The following is a 17,982-nucleotide window of genomic DNA, read 5'->3' on the forward strand; positions in this document are numbered from 1 at the left end:
TTTTTATTATGCAATCTCACAATGTTATTGATTGTCGGTGAGACAAGGGTTGTACCGTTGGTTTTACTTTTGTGGCGTTTTCAGTTTGTATCAATTCATAGATTTTATGTGCTGGCAGGGGTTTCGCATACAGGAAGCCTTGTAGTACACCGCACCCCATCTGGGTTAACAGCGTTTCCTGCTCCTGGGTCTCTATACCCTCCGCCACAACGCGCATATTCATAGAGTGCGCTATGTCTATAATAGTAGACACGATTTTTGTATTTTTGTCGTTCTCACTAATATCTTTGACAAATATTCTGTCTATTTTTAATTCTCGCGCCGGAAGTGATTTCAGCATCAATATATTTGAATAACCGGTGCCAAAATCATCAATAGAAACGGTGATCCCCAAATCGGCAAACGCGTTCAGGACTTCTACGCTGCGTTTTAAATTTTTAAGTGCCGTACTTTCAGTCAGTTCCAGCGTGAGATGTGCTGGTGAAAGCTGATATTGCGCCAGAGCGTTGCAGACTATATCGACAATATCAGGTTGTTCAAACTGGGCTGGTGACAGATTAACGGCAAGGGTCCACTCCGTGTGGCCTTGTGACTTCCATTGATATAACTGACGGCATGCCTGCTGGAGAACCCAGGTGCCGACAGGAATAATCAGGCCTGTTTCTTCAAGTGCGGGCAGGAATTCAGCCGGCAGCAGAATGCCGCGTTCAGGATGATGCCAGCGTAACAACGCCTCAAAACCCGTCAGAGAGTGATCCCCGGCGGTGTATTTAGGCTGATACCATAATTCAAATTGATTCCGCTCAAGCGCTTGTGACAGTTCCTGCAAGAACGTTGGCGGCGTATCGGCGATAGCCTCCATCTCTGGGGTATAAATCGCCCAGCCGTTTCTGCCAGCCTGTTTGACATGATACATCGCAGTATCGGCTTTTACTTTTAGCTCATGTAACGTTGAGCCGTGTTCGGGATAAAGACAGCTTCCCGCGCTTAACGAAACACGAATGGTATGTCCAAACAGTGTAAAAGGCTCTTTGATGGCGCTGGCAATGCGGGTCATCAGCACCGAGATTGCTTCCCGGTTGCTGTTTGGCACCAGCAGGATAAATTCATCACCGCCCAGCCTCGCCAGCGTCATGGTGTCATCGAGGCAGCTGTATATGCGTTGTGTGCTGGAGATAAGCAACTGATCGCCAATGTGATGGCCCCAGGTGTCGTTTACGATTTTGAATCGATCAAGGTCGATAAAGACCAGGGCGAAGTGTTGTTGATGCAGTTTGGAATGACGCAGGCAGGTCTGTAAGCAGACGTCTATTTGCGTTCGGTTGGCAAGGCCGGTCAGCGCATCGAAGTGGACCTGGTGCTCAAGCTGGCAGTTCAGTTGATGCAGATTATCGGCCAGTCTTGAGGTGCGTAGCTGAGAATCCACCATCGAAATGACCAGCATAATACCCAGAATCACCAGCGTGACGGCGCAGACCCAGATAGAGAGTTCCAGCGTGCTCAGTCCATCATGCGCAGTGTGTCCGAAATGCGTGAAGGTGGCCGCACCCATCCCGGTGTAATGCATTGAGGCAATCGCCAGTGCCATTACCAGAGCGGCAATAAGTCGGTTTATTAATGCGCGTCGGGTATTTTGCCGCAAATGAAAAGCCAACCACAGGCCGATCCCTGACGCGATAATGGCAATGACCACGGAAAGCAAAATGAGTGAGAACTGCCAGCGGATAGTAACATGTTCAACGATAGCGACCATACCAACGTAGTGCATGGTCACAACACCGGTGCTTAACAGGCTTGTTGCAACAATAAGCCGCCTGGTCGAAAGCGTTTGACCTGATATTGCAATATTGATGGCAAGCGTCGCGGAAATGAGTGCGATCAAAAAAGAAAATGCCGTGAGTGAAAAGTGATAATTAATCGGCATACTCATTTTCATGGCCAGCATGCCAATAAAATGCATCGACCAGATCCCCATCCCCAGCGTTGCCCCGCCAGATAAACGCCAGAAAGTCGATTCCCGACGACTAGAGATCGCCACTTTCCCTGCGCTATCGAGGGCAATAAACGAAGCAATGAATGCGACAACAAAGGAAATCCCAATCAGTACAGGGTCCCATGACACATGCAACATCTTACTACCCATCGATAAAAAACCGTGATGTTAAATCTAGCAGATTCTGTCCAGTTAACCTGGTAAAACCAGGTGCGTCCTTAGTTTCCTGTTAGCAGTATTAGCCTGAGCCGCTATAACGGTGGAATATGTAATTTTCACTTATGAAAACATTTGCCGAATTTATGATTTGGCGTATTTTTGTTCGCATTGTGCACTGGGTGACAATAGTCTGGCAACTGGCGTGAACGCTAGCTTATGCGGGATAAACAACCAGACTAATGTAAACTGGTGGTGTGATAGTGTGTTTTAAGTGAAAAGGCGGCATGCTCTCATTGAAAGTGGAACTTTCGGTATCGCGGAATGGCAATCTGCATTGCAGGTGCTATAAAAAATAATACTCCGCGTTATTCTTTGGCAGGCAGGATTAAAATGTTAAATAATATAAGCGTCAGGACGTTTATTACTTTATTTCTGGTATGTACCGTAGTGGCCCTCAATATCGTAGAGGTAATATTATCTGCGGGATTTGATGTCATTATCGGCACTGATGTGGTTTGTACTATTTCACTATTATATTTATGGAGGTATATGACAAAATATCTCGTCGTACCGATTAATACGGTAAAAAAAAGCATTGAAGAGGTGACCGCAGGGAATCTGGCGATGAGTATTCCCGAATTCGGTAATAACTGTGCAGGCAGACTTATTCCGGGAATTAACAGTCTGGCGAGTAATATTTCCACGTTAGTCAGTGAGATCAGATCCTCTTCACGGACCGTGATGACGCTTTCTGAACAGCTCGCGGAGCGTAGCGCGGAATTGTCAGTAAAAACGGAACAGCAGTCTGGCGCGTTAATGCAAACAGCTGCGAATATGGATGAGATAGCGGTTAGTACACGCAATAATGCAGATAATACGCAAATGGCGAGCGCCCAGGCCAATATTGCGACACAATCTGCTCGCCAGGGGGGCGATTTAATGGTGCAGGTCGCCACCAATATGCGCTCGATCACCGACTGCGCTCAGCAGATGACTGAAATTATCGCGTTAATAGATGGTATTGCATTCCAGACGAATATTCTGGCATTGAATGCGGCGGTTGAGGCGGCGAGGGCTGGTGAACATGGCAAAGGTTTTTCTGTCGTTGCAGGTGAAGTGAGAATATTGGCACATCGTAGCGCAGAAGCGGCAAAAAGTATTAAACGGCTTATCGATGAAACGCATCACAATGTCCAGCAGGGTGCGGCGGTTGTACGTGAAGCCGAAAAGAACATGCAGGATATTGTGGGCGGCGCAGGGCAGTTAAATCAGCTGATGGCGGAGATATTAACAACCACACGGGAACAGGAAAACGGGATCACCAGAATTACCCGGGCTCTGACCGAACTGGAAAACGTGACGCAAAGTAATGTCAGCATGGTCGATGAGTTATCTGATTCGTCCGGCATCCTGAAAAGTCAGGTGAATGATCTTCTGTCACGCACACATAAATTTCGCTTAAGTAAAAATATGCCTGTCGAAACAACCACGATCTTGCATCGAGATCCCCCTGTCTCCGGACTACGCCAACGGGTTAAATACGGTTCTTCATTTTAAGATTCAACATCTGCTTGCCACAGCGCCGAATCCGTCGGCGCTTTTTTTATTTTTTTGAACACTTTTATGAATCATTTCAGCATAATGGGACAATGCGATATTGCTTAACATATACTGAAGACTAGACTAACGAAAAGTTTGAATGTTTATGGAGGCGCTGTGGAAGCCATTAAGGGAACCGAAGTTAATGTGCCGGATGCCGTGTTTGCCTGGCTGCTGGATGGTCGCGGTGGCGTGAAACCGCTGGAAGACAACGATGTTATCGACAGTGCACATCCGTGCTGGCTGCATCTTAATTACACCCATTCTGATAGCGCGCAATGGCTGGCGACAACGCCTCTGCTTCCTAATAATGTGCGTGATGCACTGGCGGGAGAAAGTACTCGCCCACGCGTAAGCCGGGTCGGAGAAGGGACGCTGATTACGTTACGCTGTATTAATGGCAGCACCGACGAACGCCCAGACCAGCTTGTCGCCATGCGCTTATATATGGATGAACGCCTGATTGTCTCAACGCGTCAGCGTAAAGTGCTGGCACTGGATGATGTGGTGAGTGACTTGCAGGAAGGGACGGGACCGTCTGACTGTGGTAGCTGGCTTGTGGATGTTTGTGATGCTTTAACCGATCATGCCAGTGAGTTTATCGAACAATTGCATGACAAAATTATCGATCTGGAAGACAACCTGCTGGACCAGCAGATCCCGCCTCGCGGCTTTCTGGCATTGCTGCGCAAACAACTGATAGTCATGCGGCGCTATATGGCCCCTCAACGCGATGCTTATGCGCGCCTGGCGAGTGAACGTTTACCGTGGATGACTGACGATCACCGACGTCGGATGCAGGATATCGCCGACAGGTTGGGAAGAGGGCTGGATGAGATCGACGCGTGCATCGCCCGGACAGGCATTATGGCGGATGAAATTGCTCAGGTTATGCAGGAATCTCTGGCGCGAAGAACCTATACCATGTCGTTGATGGCAATGGTTTTTCTGCCCAGCACATTTTTAACCGGACTGTTTGGCGTCAATCTCGGGGGGATTCCCGGTGGCGGCTGGCAGTTTGGTTTTTCACTATTCTGTATTCTGTTAGTTGTCCTGATCGGTGGTGTTACTTTATGGTTGCATCGTAGTAAATGGTTGTAACAACTACGTTTTTAGCGACTTTCGTGAGTGAAAACGGCGAAGTTTTTGAGCGAGGTCAATAAACCATCTACCTATTCGGGGCAATATCTCTCTCGCAGGTGAATGCAACGTCAAGCGATGGGCGTTGCGCTCCATATTGTCTTACTTCCTTTTTTGAATTACTGCATAGCACAATTGATTCGTACGACGCCGACTTAGATTAGTCGGCTTTTTTTTGCCTGTAGGAAACCAGCGTCTACCCTAAAAGGGTCAGTCTGATTCACAGGAGGGTAATATGACCTGCTTATTCGCCCCGTTGCAGTTGCAACGCCCCCGTTCCGATACTGTCCCCACCGACCCGGTTCCGATTCCCGATCCGATACCTCGTCCGCAACCTATGCCGGACCCGTCACCGGATGAAGAGCCGATTAAATTGTCGCATCACGGGCGCAGATCTGCGAGGATACGCGCCTGCTGAATGTGAGTTTTTACCGCGAGATTAAATTGTGACCGCTTTTTCAACCCTGAATGTTTTGCCTGCCGCCCAACTCGAGAATCTTAATGAGCTGGGTTATCTTGAAATGACGCCTGTTCAGGCCGCTGCGTTGCCGGCGATCCTGGCAGGAAAAGATGTTCGTGTGCAGGCAAAAACCGGCAGTGGCAAAACGGCCGCGTTTGGTCTTGGCCTGTTACAACACATTGATGCTGCGCTGTTTCAGACTCAGTCGCTGGTACTGTGCCCAACCCGCGAACTGGCTGACCAGGTCGCTGGTGAATTGCGTCGTTTGGCGCGTTTTCTGCCAAATACCAAAATTTTAACGCTGTGCGGTGGTCAGCCCTTTGGCGCACAGCGTGATTCTCTGCAACATGCCCCGCATATTATTGTTGCCACGCCGGGACGTTTACTCGACCACCTGCAAAAAGGCACTGTCTCCCTTGATGCGTTGAATACGCTGGTAATGGATGAAGCCGACCGGATGCTGGATATGGGATTTAGTGATGCAATTGATGACGTGATCCGCTTTGCACCAGCGTCACGTCAGACATTGCTGTTTTCCGCAACCTGGCCGGAAGCCATTGCCGCCATCAGTGGCCGGGTGCAACAAAATCCATTAGCGATTGAAATTGATACGGTTGATGCGCTACCGGCGATTGAACAGCAGTTTTTTGAAACCGCCAGCCACGGTAAAATTCCGCTGCTGCAAAAATTGCTCAGCCAGCATCAGCCGGCTTCATGCGTCGTTTTTTGCAACACCAAAAAAGACTGTCAGGCCGTGTGTGACGCATTGAATGCGGCGGGGCAAAGCGCACTTTCACTGCATGGCGATCTGGAACAGCGCGATCGCGACCAGACGCTGGTACGTTTTGCTAACGGCAGTGCTCGTGTTCTGGTGGCCACCGATGTGGCAGCGCGTGGTCTGGATATTAAATCGCTCGAACTGGTGGTTAACTTTGAGCTGGCATGGGATCCGGAAGTTCATGTACACCGTATTGGACGTACTGCCCGAGCGGGTAACAGTGGCCTGGCAATTAGCTTCTGTGCGCCGGAAGAAGCGCAACGTGCCAATATTCTGTCCGAGATGCTGCAACTGAAGCTGAACTGGCTGCCTGCACCGGGTAATGGCTCAATTCTGCCGCTGGAGGCTGAGATGGCGACGCTGTGCATCGATGGCGGTAAAAAAGCTAAAATGCGGCCTGGTGATGTATTAGGGGCGTTGACCGGAGATATTGGTCTGGACGGGGCAGATATCGGCAAGATTGCCGTTCATCCGGCGCATGTCTACGTGGCCGTTCGCCAGTCTGTGGCACATAAAGCGTGGAAGCAACTGCAGAACGGTAAGATCAAAGGCAAGAACTGCCGGGTTCGTTTATTAAAATAAATGCCCGTAGGAGTGCCTGATTGCGCTCCGCTTATCAGGCCTACTGGTGCTGAAGTAATACCTTGTCCAGTAGGCCGGATATGGCATTCTCTACATTACTTCACTTCCAGCACGTTCAGACGCAACTCATCTAACTGGTTTTCATCTTCTTCCGGCTGCCAGCCAGCTGGTTGCAGTGGGATCTCTTCACGATCGAATGCCAGATCACCGCCATCTACCACTTCTGAGCCGTGTTTGATGCCTTTAAAATCGAACAGATTAATATCGCTCAGGTGAGAAGGCACCACATTCTGCATCGCACTGAACATCGTTTCAATACGACCTGGATAGCGCTTGTCCCAGTCACGCAGCATATCAGCGATCACCTGACGTTGCAGGTTAGGCTGAGAACCACACAGGTTGCACGGAATAATCGGGAAACCTTTCGCTTCAGAGAAGCGCTCGATATCTTTTTCGCGGCAATAGGCCAGCGGACGGATCACAATATGCTTCCCATCATCGCTCATCAGCTTCGGCGGCATACCTTTCATTTTTCCGCCGTAGAACATGTTTAAAAACAGTGTTTGCAGGATGTCGTCGCGATGGTGTCCCAGCGCAATTTTGGTGGCGCCTAATTCGGTTGCCGTGCGGTACAAAATGCCGCGGCGCAGACGGGAACAGAGAGAGCAGGTCGTTTTGCCTTCAGGAATTTTATCTTTGACGATCCCGTAGGTATTTTCTTCGACAATTTTATACTCAACACCAAGTTGTTCCAGATACTCCGGCAGGATGTGCTCCGGGAAGCCCGGTTGTTTTTGATCCAAATTTACGGCGACCAAAGAGAAACTGATCGGGGCGCTTTGCTGCAAATTCCGCAGTATTTCCAGCATGGTGTAGCTATCTTTCCCACCGGAAAGACACACCATAATGCGATCGCCGTCTTCGATCATATTGAAATCGGCAATAGCTTCACCCACGTTACGACGCAGGCGTTTCTGTAATTTGTTCAGATTGTATTGTTCTTTCTTGCTAATATCTTGATTTTGCGACATTTAATAGAGGCTCAATTCGTAGTGTGGCATCAGAAGAGTATGCATCACGCCGGATAGTCCGGCAAAAGAAGTCTGATATAAAAACTGTGGCGTGTATGGTACGGATAAGCGGGAAAAATGTCAGCACATTTAGGTCAGGAATCGCGGGGTAAAAGAGGGGGAAACAAAAAGCCCGCAGCGATGTGCGGGCCAGACAGCTTAGCGAACCACCAGAACTGAACACTCCGCGTGACGCACCACGGCTGCGGCGTTAGAGCCCAGCAGATAAGTGGTGATGTCCGGTCGGTGTGACGCAATAATGACCATATCTGCAGGTAATTTCCTGGCGATCTCCAGGATTTTATCTTTCGGTGCACCTTCAGCAACGTGAACATGCACTCTGTCCGTTGGGATATTGAACTTCTTGATAATCTCTTCCAGTTGAGATTTAGCTTCGGCTTTCAGATCGTCCATGGCCGGTAACTCTGCCGAGTAGGCCAGTCCCAAAGAAGCGTAATAGGGCAGTGACGGAATAACGGTCAGAAAATGCACCTGCGCATCGTCAATTTTTGCCTCTGCTTCAACATGGGCAATAACGCGTTGAGTTAATTCTGAGTCTGAAATATCGATGGGTACAAGAATCGTTCTGTTCATAAAACCTCCTGTTTAAGTATCCACCTAAAGCTTACCGCGTAATGGCACTTTATGTACAATGACAAAGATCACATTTTGGCATCACTTTATTTTGATTTCAGGAAACTTGCCTCTTATTACGCCGTCGTAAAATCGTCCTTTAGATACCACGCTCAGGAAATCACGAAAAATACGCGCAGGGACATGCTGATATTGCAGGGTAGCCAACTGGTGAAAGCGAATTTCCAGCGTGTGAGAGGATTCGTCATAGCCGACGGATGCAATACGGGATGATTTTACAGGATGATGATTCATTGCAGGTATCCTCTACTTCAGGTCTTAATGCAAGATATCATCTATCAAAGGCGTGTTTTAATACAATAGATATAATATTTCGATCTGGATAAAACAGATTGGTTATCAAAGAAAGGATAGCCCGCTGTTGCCAGCGGGCTGACGGATTAGAACTGGTAAACCAGACCTACTGCAACTACGTCATCAGTAGAAATACCAGTATCTTTGTAGAACTGATCATCTTCGTCCAGCAGGTTGATTTTGTAATCAACGTAGGTGGACATATTTTTGTTAAAGTAGTAGGTAGCGCCGATATCAGCATATTTGACCAAGTCTTTATCCTGACCAGCGTTGCCGTTGTAAGTCAGGTCCTTGCCTTTAGACATCAGGAAGGAAACCGCCGGACGCAGGCCGAAATCGAATTGATACTGTGCAGTCACTTCAAAGTTCTGGGTCTTGTTAGCAACACCACCCTGATCGTTATTAGCCATTGAACCATATGGAGTCATGTTACGGGTTTCGGAGTACATAGTGGCCAAATAGATGTTGTTGGCATCGTATTTCAGGCCGGTAGTCCATGCGTCAGCTTTATCGCCGCCCGCAACTGTACCACCAGCAGTAGCCTGCTGGTTAGTACGGTCAGAAGTGGTATACGCCGCACCGAAGCTTACGCCCATACCCAGATCGTAGGTAGAGGAGATACCGAAGCCGTCACCGTTGGAGTTTTGAACGTTGCGGTCGCCGCCGTTACCGGTGCCTTCCTGATCGAAAGCGTCACTTTCTTTGCTGGACTGTTCGTTCGCGCCCTGGTACTGCAGTGCAAAGTTCAGACCGTTCACCAGACCAAAGAAGTCAGTATTACGGTAGGTTGCTACGCCGTTAGCACGACCAGTCATAAAGTTATCAGCTTTAGTGTAGGAGTCGCCGCCGAACTCTGGCAGCATATCGGTCCAGCCTTCTACGTCGTACAGTACGCCGTAGTTACGACCGTAGTCGAATGAACCGTAGTCACCGAATTTCAGACCGGCAAAGGCCAGACGAGTAAAGTTGTTGCTACGATTACCTTCAGTGGTGTTGGCATTAACCTGATATTCCCACTGACCATAACCGGTGAGCATATCGTTGATCTGAGTTTCGCCTTTGAAACCACCACGAACATAGGTCTGATCGCCGTCGCTGTTCGCGTCATCAGAGAAATAACGCAGACCGTCTACTTTACCGTAGAGATCTAATTTGTTGCCGTCTTTATTATAAACTTCAGCAGCGTGAGTTGCGCCTGCAGCCAGCAGGGCAGGAATGACGAGAGCCAGTACTTTTCTGTTCATTGAAATAATCCTTTAGTTTTTTTATTTACCTGTGACTACCCATGTAGGGAGTAAAAGCATGCTAAAGGAGAAGTTCCGTAAAGAGATAAATATGAATTGTTACGTCTTAAGTAAAACCTTAAATAAATAATTCTACAGAAATAATGATAATTGCTATGAATATATAAAATGGAAGTATATAAAATAAAAATTATACAAGTGAATTGTGTTGGGCTATTCTGCGCAGGTTATATGCCTTTATTGTCACGCTTTATTTTTTTGTTGAGGGTGGGTAGCAATACTGATTCGTCAGCGAATAAATTGACAAGCCCGAACAATTGTTCGGGCTTTTTTTTGGTTCCAGGTTAATGCTGAGCGATACGTATTACTCGGTACTGCTCTTTTCCGCTTTACCAGCCAGTTGGGCCAGGAAGTCATACCGTTTTTGCAGATCAGCGGTCGCATCCTTCCACAATTGCTCGGCCACTTCCGGTTGCTGTGCGTTCAGACGACGGAAACGCTGCTCGTTCATCAATGTCTCAGCCAGCGCGTCTGACGGTGGGCGAGAGTCCAGCGCCAGCGGCAATTTACCTTCATCTGCACGACGCGGATCAAAGCGGTACAGCGGCCAGAATCCGGTAGCCGTGAGCTGGCGCATCTGATCGTGGCTTAGCGCGAGATCGTAACCGTGCTCCTCACATGGGCTATAGGCAATAATCAGCGACGGACCTGGATAGGCTTCCGCTTCCTGAATCGCTTTCACCGTCTGGTTCAACTGTGCGCCCAGAGAGATCTGTGCAACATACACGTGCCCGTACATCATCATACTGACGCCAAGATCTTTACGCGCCTTGCGCTTACCGTGTTCGCCAAATTTGGTGACGGCCCCGAGCGGTGTGGCTTTCGACGCTTGTCCACCCGTGTTGGAGTAACATTGAGTATCCAGCACCAGAATATTGACGTTCTCGGTCAGGCTAAGGACGTGATCCAGGCCGCCAAAACCAATATCGTAAGCCCAGCCATCGCCGCCAATCAGCCAGATGGATTTTTCGACCAGCGCGTCGGCATCGGTTAACAGCTGCTGTGCGCCGTCGACATCTTTCAGGTGCTGGCGCAGCGCGGCAACTTGCTCACGGCGCACCTCTGGCGTCGCTTCAGCGTGCAGGGCGTCATTCAGTTCAACCGGAATGTTATCGGCAAACTGTTCCAGTAAACGCATAACGCGCACACGGTGCTGATCTACCGTCAGACGGAAGCCCAGGCCAAACTCGGCGTTATCTTCAAACAGTGAGTTCGCCCACGCGGGCCCACGACCGTTGGCGTCGGTGGTATACGGTGTTGAGGGCAGGTTACCGCCATAAATCGATGAACAGCCGGTGGCATTGGCGATCAGCATGCGGTCTCCGTACAGCTGCGTAAGCAGTTTGATATACGGCGTTTCACCACAACCGGAGCAAGCGCCGGAATATTCAAACAGCGGCGTTATCAACTGCGAGGTACGAATATCAATGCGTTCCAGCTTGCTGCGATCGATCTCCGGCAGATTGAGGAAGAAGTCATAATTCACTTTCTCTTCTTCAACATGTTCAAGGCGAGACATCATATTGATAGCCTTGATCTCAGGATTTTGCCTGTCTTTCGCCGGGCACACTTCGACGCACAGATTACAGCCGGTGCAATCTTCAGGTGCAACCTGCAGTACGTACTTCTGACCGCGCATATCGCGTGATTTCACATCCAACGAATGCAGGCTGGCAGGGGCGTTTTCCATCGCTTCTGGTGAAACCACTTTAGCGCGGATAGCCGAGTGCGGGCAGGCGGCAACACAGTGGTTACACTGGGTACACAGCTCTTCTTTCCAGATGGGGATCTCTTCGGCGATATTGCGTTTTTCCCAGCGCGTGGTGCCCATCGGCCAGGTGCCGTCTGGCGGCAGCGCTGAAACGGGGAGGGCATCCCCCAGACCGGCAAGCATTGCCGCGGTGACGGTTTTCACGAAATCAGGCGCGGCATCAGAAACGACCGGCGGACGGTTGGCGCTGTGTGGATCAACCGGCTGCAGCGCCACTTCGGCGACGGACTCACGCGCCAGGGCCAGCGCCTGCCAGTTACGTTCAACCAGATCCTGACCTTTACTGCTATAGCTTTTGGCAATCGCCCCCTGCAGTTCAATCAGGGCGCTGTCACCAGGTAAGATTTGCGTCAGATGGAAGAACGCCATTTGCATGACGGTGTTAATACGGGCTGCCAGACCGCACTCACGCGCGATTTTGGCAGCATTAATCACATAGAAACGGGATTTCTTCTGATTCAGTACGGCCTGAACTTCCTGTGGCAGGCGAGTCCAGACTTCATCCACGTTGTACGGCGTATTAAGCAGGAAGATGCCGCCCGGTTTCAGGCGCTCTGCCATCTGATACTTATCGATAAATTGCAGCTGGTGACAGCCAACAAAATCGGCTTGTGACACCAGATAAGCAGAGCGAATAGGTTGCTCGCTGACGCGCAGGTGAGAAACCGTCAGACCGCCTGCTTTTTTCGAGTCATAAACGAAATAACCTTGCGCATACCACGGCGTCGAGTTACCGATAATCTTGATATTGTTTTTGGTGGCCGACACGCTACCGTCACTGCCCAGACCGTAGAACAGCGCTTCGAGCTTCGCGGTACCGGGCAGGGTGTTTTCCGGCAGCGGTAGTGACAGGTTGGTGACATCATCATAGATACCGACCGTAAAGCGAGGTTTCGGCTTAGCGCTACTCAGCTCATTAAAGACCGCCATAACGCAGTCCGGTCCAAACTCTTTGGAAGAAAGTCCATAACGTCCGCCAATCACGCGCGGTAGAGTTTCCCGCTCGCCGCAGTTAAAGGCTTCTGCCAACGCGGTCATTACATCCAGATACAGCGGTTCTGCCTGGGCGCCAGGCTCTTTGGTGCGATCCAGAACGGCAACGCTACGCGCCGTTTCTGGTAATGCCTGCAGTAAATGTCTGGCGGAGAAGGGGCGGAACAGCCGAACTTTCAGGACGCCAACTTTCTCTCCACGAGCAAGTAACTCTTCGACGACTTCTTCGCAGGTACCAATCGCAGAACCCATCAAGATGATGACACGTTCCGCCTGCGGATGACCGTAATACTCAAATGGTTTGTACTGACGACCTGTCGCCGTGGCGAAATCGTTCATCGCCTGTTCGACGTTTTCGTAAACCGCGTTGTACCAAGGGTTTGTTGCTTCGCGTGACTGGAAGTAAGTGTCCGGGTTGGCAGACGTCCCGCGAATAACGGGATGTTCAGGGTTCAGCGCGCGGGCACGATGCGCATCAATTTCAGCTTGCGGCATCAGGCTGAGGATCGTGTCATCGGCCAGCGGCGCAATTTTATTGATTTCATGCGATGTGCGGAAACCATCAAAGAAATGAATAAACGGAACCCGACTTTTTAGGGTGGCCATTTGTGAAATGAGCGCAAAGTCCTGTGCTTCCTGCACGCTGCTGGCACACAGCATCGCGCACCCCGTTTGGCGCACTGCCATTACGTCGGAATGGTCACCGAAGATAGACAGCGCATGAGTAGCAATGGTACGCGCGGCAACGTGTAGCACAAATGGCGTCAACTGACCGGCCAGTTTGTACAGCGTTGGGATCATTAGCAACAGACCCTGCGATGAGGTAAACGACGTAGAGAGCGCACCAGTCTGTAATGCGCCGTGAACGGTCGCGATTGCGCCGCCTTCTGACTGCATTTCTACGACGCGAGGGGTATCTCCCCAGACGTTTTTAAGCCCGTTCCCGGCCCAGGCATCTGCCTGTTCAGCCATCGTCGAACTGGGCGTAATCGGGTAGATGGCGATAACTTCGCTGGTACGAAATGCGACCGAAGCAACCGCACCATTACCGTCAATTGTGATCATACTGACACCCTTACATTGCGCAAAAAGAGGGACCCACGTAACCGCAGCGAATCCTGTAATTATCTTTCTATTTTAGCAAAAGCGCTAAAGACAGATTTTCGCTTTTGTGTCCTGGGAATAATCAGAATGAATGGTTTGATCAAAGGAGTAGCCAAAAAATTGCCAGAAAATGTAAACAGCACGCATAAATGCGCATTTTGCCTCTCGACGGCAGTGCTTCCGCTGCCTATTATTTATGGCTGTGTCGTTTGGTTAATATTCAGAGGGGAGTAAGATGCGCGCAGCGTTTTGGGTAGGGTGTGCCGCGTTATTATTATCGGCTTGCAGCAGTGAACCTGTTCAGCAGGCAACGGCCGCACACGTTGCACCGGGCATGAAGGCCGCAATGTCCAGCTCCGGAGAAGCCAACTGTGCCATGATTGGCGGTTCGCTATCCGTTGCCCGTCAACTGGATGGTTCTGCCATCGGCATGTGTGCATTACCTAACGGCAAACGCTGTAGTGAGCAGTCACTTGCCGCCGGAAGCTGTGGGAATTATTGAGCCACTGCTTTTCCTACATTAAATCTGCCAGTTTAAACGTCAGCGTTTGTTCTGCCGTAGCCAGTGTTAGCTGGTCAGCAGTCAGATCAACCTGTGCGCCTTGCTTAAACATCTCGCTGACGATACCGTCGAGCGTGTTAAGCTGTGGATCGGCGCACATCATGCGCGTCATTGCCATGTCTTTCACTTTTAATTCACCGTCGGACAGCTTGCCCTGACCATGGAACTGATTACACATTTTTCCCGACACCGTCATATTTTCACCGAAACTTAATTCAGGTGGGTTGTTGGCGACGGTTACCGGCTTGCCATTGACGCTCTGTAAAACAAAACGGTGGTGCTGTAACTGTTCGCGATTGACGGAAATTTTTCCATTGCTCACACAGCCAGCCATAAGCATGCTGAGCGCAATCAGCGTGACAATTTTCTTCATTAACTTTCTCTACGTTCGTGGCGGGATTGCATTCATGATGATAATGATATAGCCAAATTTATCATCGGAGATTATCTGAAAATGCTCCCCCGGAGGCAGGGGAGCGGAATGATTAGAAGAGGGTGTTCGGGCAGGCTTCGCCTTTGGCGATTTGAGCCAGATTCTGCAAGGTTGTTTCAGAAATGCTGGTCAACGCTTCGGCAGTCAGGAATGCCTGATGCCCGGTGAACAGCACGTTATGACAGGCCGACAGGCGACGGAACACATCATCCTGAATCACGTCATTGGACTTATCTTCAAAGAACAGGTCGCGTTCATTTTCATACACGTCCATACCCAGAGACCCAATTTTCTGGTTTTTCAGCGCATCGATAGCGGCTTGTGAATCGATCAACGCCCCGCGGCTGGTGTTGATAACCATCACGCCATTTTTCATTTGCTCAAAGGCCTCGTGATTGAGCAGATGATAATTCTCCGGCGTTAATGGACAGTGCAGGGAGATAACATCGGACTCCGCAAACAGCGTTTTAAGATCGACATATTCAACCCCTAACTCAAGGGCGGCGGCGCTGGGATACGGATCAAACGCCAGCAGGCGCATACCAAACCCTTTCAGGATCCGCAGTGCGGCAATACCGATTTTACCGGTACCAATCACCCCGGCAGTTTTGCCGTACATAGTGAAACCCGTCAGACCTTCAAGTGAGAAGTTGGCGTCACGAGTACGCTGATAAGCACGATGGATACGGCGGTTCAGCGTCATCATCATACCGATTGCATGTTCGGCGACGGCTTCAGGTGAATAGGCAGGAACACGTACGACCTGCAAGCCCAACTCTTTCGCAGCATCCAGATCGACGTTATTGAACCCGGCGCAGCGCAGCGCGATGTATTTCACACCGTGCTTTTTCAGCTCTTCCAGAACGGGGCGGCTGCCATCGTCGTTGACGAAAATGCACACGGCTTCACAGCCGTGGGCGGTTTTCGCTGTTTTTTCCGTCAACAGAAAGTCAAAGAATTCAAGTTCAAAACCAAAAGCCTCGTTAACCTGCTGCAGATACTTCTTGTCGTACTGTTTTGTACTATAGATGGCGAGTTTCATAAGACTTTCTCCAGTGATTTTGACGTCACATTAATCCAATTCAAATTATTTTACAAAATCTAAAAAGTTATTGGTAGTCATAGATATAATGAATAATTCTAGAGTATCTCTTCTTAATGTGGGCACATTGCTGGATTTAAACCACTTTACTCAGCATAGGGTGATGGCGGCATCGTATAATTCGCCGACGGTCATGCCGTCCGCAAGATGTTTTTCCGTTACCGGCGAGTACTCGACCAGGTCATGCAGGCTGTACTTAATGCGACGGTTGAGCTGCCCTTGCCCGGCGTCAACGCGTGATAGCACCGCGCCGCTGGCGAGATCCAGCTCGGCATAAACGCGTGCGGTGAGCTGGCTTTCTGCTTCTTTGACTTTATTCAACGTTGCCTGATGGGCTAACGTGGGCAGGTAAAATGCCGTGAGCAGAGGAATGAGGGACAGACGAAAGTGAGGCACAGTCATATTCTTCCCTGGGGGATGTCTTAACATAACCAAAAATATAGCAAATACATAAGGTTAAATTTGGCTCGACACATGAGTGTTAGCTTTTAGCTGGTCGTTCCTGGTTATGGACATTCGTACTGATAGTAGACTCTTGTCTCCAGGAGTCTACTATCGCCGAACAAGGTATATTTGTGCTATTCAGAATGTTCGAAATCATTATTTATTCATTGATTGATTTTCCAGTATTGCCCAGCTTCAATGTAGCTTAGCCCGATGCGTTGGGATGCTCGCTTGTTATCATTAATAAGATAAAAAATATCTGAAAGCACAGAACGTTCTTCGCTTGGGTAACTATGACCTATAAAGCTAGTATCAACATTGGTTGCGTCAATCGATTCTATTCCAGGATAATAAATCAAACCAGTAGACGAATCACCCGCTCGCGGATAACGGTGTATCGTCTGGGATGCGGCTAGCGCCTTATCTGTTGATGAAGCATATAAAGTAACAGGTTCTCCTTGTGCCACCAGTGCAGGGGCAATGTCTCGTTTGAAAACATCGGCATCTATGTCAGGAGCAGTTAGAATGACCTCTTTTATGCGATTTCGATAATCTGTATTTGTATTCAATACATCAATAACCGCCCGCGATAAAACTCTATTACCCATGCTGTGGGCTATCAGGTAAATATTTTTTGAATCGGATTTCTCAAGGAAATCGATAAGGAAATGTTTTAGGTTGGTTTGTGTCCACTCAGCATTTTGCTCATCAATGGTATAAGCAGAGGTTCTGGCCTGTGAAGGCCAGCTATAAAAAACAGGGACCATATCGATGTTTAAATCATAGTATATTTGAGCTGTTTTTCTGGCTGCCTCGGCGAATGAGACATTATACCCATGAACAAAAATGAAGGTCTTTTTCTCTGGTATATTGCTTACTGTGGAGACAAGGTAATTGAAAAAAATATTTTTAGCTAAAGGCGTTACACCAAGTAAGGCCACGTGTTTTTTGGGATCTTCTTTGAACTCAAACTTCAAAAATGAAGGTTGTTCAGTTACTCCTATAATGTGGTGTCGAGGAATGCTAACTTCACAGAATCCATAGGAGATTGAGGCTCGATTGATTCCATATGATTGGTTGGGTGGTGCGCCGCTGTTATAATTTCTATCGGTGGCATACAAAACCTTGACAATGGCATAATCTGGTTTTTGAACTAATATATTTATTTCATTGCTGCTAGCCATACTGGTAACACCAGTGTTGGACATGCCGCAACCACTTAGTATAGTTATAAAAATACTGAAAACTATGTATTTTAATGTTTTCATTTTACTTGACCTTGCTTTAAATTTAGTTGGAGTGTCTTTCCTTTATTGATTTTTTCTGAATATTACCGACTAAAATTAATCGGGTAATTAAGATTTACGTATTTCCGCAGGGAATGGCATTAATAAAATGGTTTTAATTTGGACTGGCAGGATAGTAATATTTTATTAGTGACTGTTTATTAGATAACGCATGTGGTTTGCCAAAGGGCATCAGACTTCTGATTGATACCGCGCTAGTAATTACTACGAACCTCTTACCGAATACTCACTGT

At 48.8% G+C, this 17,982-nt stretch carries 14 protein-coding genes and 1 pseudogene; 5 read left to right on the top strand and 10 right to left on the bottom strand.

Annotated elements, in window-relative coordinates; genetic code table 11:
• Positions 1–16: 16 nt before the first annotated feature.
• Complete coding sequence (locus tag IB196_RS10595) at positions 17–2,131, bottom strand: bifunctional diguanylate cyclase/phosphodiesterase (RefSeq protein WP_188231648.1); 2,115 nt, start codon at positions 2,129–2,131, stop codon at positions 17–19.
• A 411-nt stretch (positions 2,132–2,542) separates the two neighbouring features.
• Between IB196_RS10595 and IB196_RS10600 the strand changes: the two genes are divergently transcribed.
• From IB196_RS10600 to dbpA, 4 genes are all read left to right on the top strand, one after another.
• On the top strand, positions 2,543–3,709 hold the full coding sequence (locus IB196_RS10600) for a methyl-accepting chemotaxis protein (protein ID WP_188231710.1): 1,167 nt from the start codon (positions 2,543–2,545) through the stop codon (positions 3,707–3,709).
• A gap of 159 nt (positions 3,710–3,868) precedes the next feature.
• Positions 3,869–4,852 (top strand): zinc transporter ZntB, encoded by a 984-nt coding sequence (gene zntB / locus IB196_RS10605; protein ID WP_005126644.1) that lies wholly within the window; start codon positions 3,869–3,871, stop codon positions 4,850–4,852.
• A 274-nt stretch (positions 4,853–5,126) separates the two neighbouring features.
• Entirely contained in the window at positions 5,127–5,309 is a 183-nt protein-coding gene (locus IB196_RS10610; protein WP_149692260.1) for a hypothetical protein, read from the top strand.
• A gap of 28 nt (positions 5,310–5,337) precedes the next feature.
• On the top strand, positions 5,338–6,711 hold the full coding sequence (gene dbpA, locus IB196_RS10615; RefSeq protein ID WP_005126646.1) for an ATP-dependent RNA helicase DbpA: 1,374 nt from the start codon (positions 5,338–5,340) through the stop codon (positions 6,709–6,711).
• Between the two features lie 95 nt (positions 6,712–6,806).
• Here the strand turns inward: dbpA and ttcA are convergent, their stop codons facing one another.
• The 5 genes from ttcA to nifJ all read right to left on the bottom strand — a co-directional run bounded on the left by ttcA (position 6,807) and on the right by nifJ (position 13,862).
• Positions 6,807–7,742, bottom strand: a complete 936-nt coding sequence (gene ttcA / locus IB196_RS10620) for a tRNA 2-thiocytidine(32) synthetase TtcA (RefSeq protein WP_005126647.1) — start codon at positions 7,740–7,742, stop codon at positions 6,807–6,809.
• Positions 7,743–7,940: 198 nt separating this feature from the next.
• A complete protein-coding gene (gene uspF / locus IB196_RS10625) occupies positions 7,941–8,375 on the bottom strand; it encodes a universal stress protein UspF (RefSeq protein ID WP_005126652.1) in 435 nt (144 codons plus the stop codon).
• 81 nt (positions 8,376–8,456) lie between these two features.
• Positions 8,457–8,669, bottom strand: coding sequence for a KTSC domain-containing protein (locus IB196_RS10630; RefSeq protein ID WP_005126657.1), 213 nt, complete (start codon positions 8,667–8,669; stop codon positions 8,457–8,459).
• 146 nt (positions 8,670–8,815) lie between these two features.
• Positions 8,816–9,973 carry a porin OmpC gene (gene ompC, locus IB196_RS10635; RefSeq protein ID WP_005126658.1) on the bottom strand — a complete coding sequence of 386 codons (1,158 nt, stop codon included), beginning with the start codon at positions 9,971–9,973 and terminating at the stop codon, positions 8,816–8,818.
• Between the two features lie 364 nt (positions 9,974–10,337).
• The gene (gene nifJ, locus IB196_RS10640) at positions 10,338–13,862 is read right to left on the bottom strand and encodes a pyruvate:ferredoxin (flavodoxin) oxidoreductase (RefSeq protein WP_188231647.1); all 3,525 of its coding nucleotides are present in this window, start codon (positions 13,860–13,862) and stop codon (positions 10,338–10,340) included.
• A 274-nt stretch (positions 13,863–14,136) separates the two neighbouring features.
• Between nifJ and IB196_RS10645 the strand changes: the two genes are divergently transcribed.
• Positions 14,137–14,403 carry a DUF333 domain-containing protein gene (locus IB196_RS10645; protein ID WP_003020360.1) on the top strand — a complete coding sequence of 89 codons (267 nt, stop codon included), beginning with the start codon at positions 14,137–14,139 and terminating at the stop codon, positions 14,401–14,403.
• Between the two features lie 13 nt (positions 14,404–14,416).
• Here IB196_RS10645 and hslJ read toward each other — a convergent pair whose 3' ends face one another.
• From hslJ to IB196_RS10665, 4 genes and pseudogenes are all read right to left on the bottom strand, one after another.
• Positions 14,417–14,836 (bottom strand): heat shock protein HslJ, encoded by a 420-nt coding sequence (gene hslJ, locus IB196_RS10650; RefSeq protein WP_005126664.1) that lies wholly within the window; start codon positions 14,834–14,836, stop codon positions 14,417–14,419.
• A gap of 112 nt (positions 14,837–14,948) precedes the next feature.
• On the bottom strand, positions 14,949–15,938 hold the full coding sequence (locus IB196_RS10655; RefSeq protein ID WP_040230919.1) for a 2-hydroxyacid dehydrogenase: 990 nt from the start codon (positions 15,936–15,938) through the stop codon (positions 14,949–14,951).
• Positions 15,939–16,094: 156 nt separating this feature from the next.
• Positions 16,095–16,400: pseudogene (locus tag IB196_RS10660) on the bottom strand (class A beta-lactamase LEN-27); the annotation flags it as partial.
• 206 nt (positions 16,401–16,606) lie between these two features.
• Positions 16,607–17,710, bottom strand: a complete 1,104-nt coding sequence (locus IB196_RS10665) for an alpha/beta hydrolase (RefSeq protein ID WP_005126672.1) — start codon at positions 17,708–17,710, stop codon at positions 16,607–16,609.
• Between the last annotated feature and the right edge of the window lie 272 nt (positions 17,711–17,982).

This window comes from Citrobacter sp. C6_1, from assembly GCF_014596835.2.
Taxonomy (GTDB): Bacteria; Pseudomonadota; Gammaproteobacteria; order Enterobacterales; family Enterobacteriaceae; genus Citrobacter; species Citrobacter pasteurii.